Source organism: Terrisporobacter sp. (genome assembly GCF_017888745.1).
Classification (GTDB): Bacteria; Bacillota; Clostridia; order Peptostreptococcales; family Peptostreptococcaceae; genus Terrisporobacter.
The window spans coordinates 1-3,550 of record NZ_JAGHFM010000242.1; the positions used below are offsets into that span (position 1 = coordinate 1).

Annotated in this window: 3 protein-coding genes; all 3 read left to right on the forward strand. The window is 28.9% G+C overall.

Features of this window, described 5'->3' with window-relative positions:
• Positions 1-138 precede the first annotated feature (138 nt).
• Entirely contained in the window at positions 139-1,380 is a 1,242-nt protein-coding gene (locus J7G74_RS11255; protein WP_297135350.1) for an MFS transporter, read from the forward strand.
• A gap of 111 nt (positions 1,381-1,491) precedes the next feature.
• Entirely contained in the window at positions 1,492-3,111 is a 1,620-nt protein-coding gene (locus J7G74_RS11260) for an amidohydrolase (RefSeq protein WP_297135352.1), read from the forward strand.
• 80 nt (positions 3,112-3,191) lie between these two features.
• A partial coding sequence (locus tag J7G74_RS11265) for a LysR family transcriptional regulator (RefSeq protein ID WP_297135354.1) occupies positions 3,192-3,550 on the forward strand: 359 nt, incomplete at its 3' end.

Genomic DNA, 3,550 nt, shown 5'->3' on the forward strand with positions numbered 1-3,550 from the left:
CCATATAAGTATTTACTTATATGCACCATATAAGTATTTGATTATATGTAATATAAAATTTACGTATTTAACAAATTGAATAAAAAATTTTATAATGAAGTTACAAAATTTGTCGAATGAAAGGAAAGTGACAGGGTTATGAAAAATAAAAATAATAGTAAGAGAAGATACTTAATAGTATTCATTTGTATGTTAATTCAAGCAATACCATATTGTATATCTCAAAATTTACAAAGTCAGATGCAAACACCAGTATCTCAATCAGGTGTAGTAACAGAAGTAGGATTTACATTATTATACTTATCAGGAACAATTCCGGCATTATTCAATCCTATAATAGCTAAAGTATATGATAAGTTAAAAATTAAATACATTTATGTAACAGGTTTAATAATAGGTGGTTTAGCATTCGCATCATACGGAATGGCTCAAAATGCAGTAATGTTTAATGGAAGTGCATTCTTTACACAAATAGGAACAATATTATTCACAGGTTTATCATTACCAATAATGATGGATCATTGGTTCCCAGGTGAAGGTAAAGGTACAGCATTAGGTATAGCATTAGCAGGTGGATCATTAGGTAACGTATTCTTACAACCAATAACAGTTAATTTATTAGCTAACGTTGGATGGAGAGGAACATATATAGCATTAGGGGCAGCTATGATAATAATAGGTGTGCCACTAGCATTAATATTCATAAGATTCCCAAGAAAAGAAGAAGTTGTAGTAGCAACATCATCTAATAAGTCAAATGCAAGACCAGCAAGAGCAAAATTTGATGGTTTATCAGACAAAGAAAATGATAAAAATCCAATGTTCTGGACTTTCTGTATAGGATGTGCATTAATATGTTTTGCAGTTGTTGCAGTTTCTACACAAGCAATACCAGTATTAGGACAAAAAGGATTTGAACCAGGAAAATTAGGAATTGCAGGTTCAATATTTGGAGTAGCATGTTTAATAGGTAACGTAGCAGGTGGTAAATTATTCGATAAACTAGGATCATTTGTTCCAATGGTTATATCAGGAATATCTACAATAGCAGCATTATTAATAATGGCATTTATGCCAGATGGAAGTACAATAGGATTCTTAATACCTATATGTTCAGGATTAACTGTATATACAATAACATCAGCACCAGCATTTATGCCAGCAGATGTATTTGGACAAAAAGATGGAACAATGAAATTAGCAAAAGTAGGTATGTTCTATGCATTAGGTAGTTCAATATCAGCACTATTATTCACAACTATATCAAACAAATTAGGATTAACTAATTCATGTATGTTATTTATAGCTGTTGGTGCAGTAGGATATGGATTAAACTTATTTGCCCAAATAAAAACAAGAAAAATGTTCGCACAAAACTAAGAATTATTAAAATATAATGGATTATTAATAATTTAAAATTTTATAGATAATCTAAAATAGCTTATTTGATTAATATTAATTTTTAGATAATATATATTAGGAGTGAATAAAATGAGAAAAATATACTTCAATGGAAACATTATAACAGTTAATGATAAACAACCTATAGTAGATGCTGTTTTAGTTGAAAATGGTAAAATAGTAAAAGTAGGATTAAAAGAAGAAATACTAAAATTAAAAAATGACGATATAGAACTAGTAGACTTAGATGGTAAAACAATGTTACCAGGTTTTATAGATTCTCATGGTCATATAATTGCAGTAGCTCAGACTTTAATGATAGTAAATTTAAGTGATGCAAATTCTAAAGAAGAATTTATAGAAATACTAAAAGATTATACTAAAAATAATCCACCTAAAAATGGAGAGTGGATTATAGGATTTGGTTACGATAACACAAGATATGAAAATGAAGAACACCCAACTAAATTTGACTTAGATTTAGTAAGTGAAGATACACCGATATTTATAAGTCATGCATCTGGTCATATTGCAACTACAAACTCAAAGGCGTTAGAAGCCTTTGGGTATGTAGGTACAAGCTATGAAGTACCAGAAGGTGGAGTTGTTAGAACTGTAGAAGGATCAAATGAGCCAAATGGAATATTAGAAGAAAATGCTTGTTTATCTCCTGAAAAAAGAAAGGTAATTCCTACACCATCAGTAGATACACTTTTAAGTTGTATAAAGAAAGCACAACAAATATATTCATCTTATGGATTAACAACAGCTCAGGATGCAAGTATAGATGAAAGTTTAAATCAACTTTTAAACTTAGCAGCTCAAAAAAATGAATTAATAATAGATATCGTTGGTCAAGCTGTTCAACATACAACATTAAAACTATTAAATAATGAAGGTACACCAAAGAGAAAGTACTATAATCATTATAAGTTATTAGGTGGAAAAACTTGGCTTGATGGCTCACCACAAGGAAAAACAGCTTGGTTAACTAAGCCATATTATGAAGTTCCAGAAGGTGAATCTAAAGATTACTGTGGGTATGCAACTCAAGAAGATAAAGATGTAATAGAATATTTTAAATCTTTAATTGAGAATAATATACAAGTAAATGTTCACTGTAATGGTGATGCGGCATCAGATCAATTTATAAGATGTTATAAAAACGCTTTAGAGATGACAGATAATAAAACTGATTTAAGACCAGTAATGGTACATGCTCAAACAGTTAGAGAAGATCAATTAGATGATATGAAGGAACTTGGTATAATACCTACATTCTTTTTAGATCATATATGGTTCTGGGGTGATTATCATTATGAATCAGTATTTGGACCAGAAAGAGCTAATAGAATTAGTCCAGCAAAATCTGCATTAAGAAGAAATATAAACTTTACATTACATCAAGATTCACCAGTAAAGATGCCAAATCAAATACTAGCAATGCATAATGCAGTTAATAGACAGACTCAAAGTGGCAGAGTATTAGGCGATAATCAAAGATTATCTATTATGGAAGCGATAAAAGCTTTAACAATAAATGCAGCATATCAGTATTTTGAAGAAGATGAAAAAGGATCTATAGAAGAAGGTAAAGTTGCAGACTTTGTAATACTTGATAGAAATCCTTTAGATGTAAACTCATCTGAGATTAAAGAGATAAAAGTATTAGAAACAATAAAAGAAGGTAATACTATATATAAAAAATAGTAATATTAAGAAAGGGGTGAGAATTTATTTTCACCTCTTTTTGTTGAATATAGCAATATAGATATGAGGAGTATATACTTATGAATATTAGAAAATTAGAGATTTTTTATAAAACAGCTAAATGTTTAAATATGAGTCAAGTGGCAAAAGATATGTATATTAGTCAACCATCAATAAGTCAAAGTATATCTGAAATCGAGTCAGAAATTGATACGAAATTGTTTGATAGAATAGGTAAAAAACTGTATTTGACACATGAAGGTAAAATTTTCTATGAATATGTAAGGAGAATATTAAACATTTATGAAGAAGGAATAAATGTAGTACGTTCATCTAAATCTAATAAAGGAAATTTAGTTATTGGTGCAAGTACAACTATAGGTACATATATAATGCCTCATATAATACATAAATTTAATAAAAAAGAAAAAGATATTGA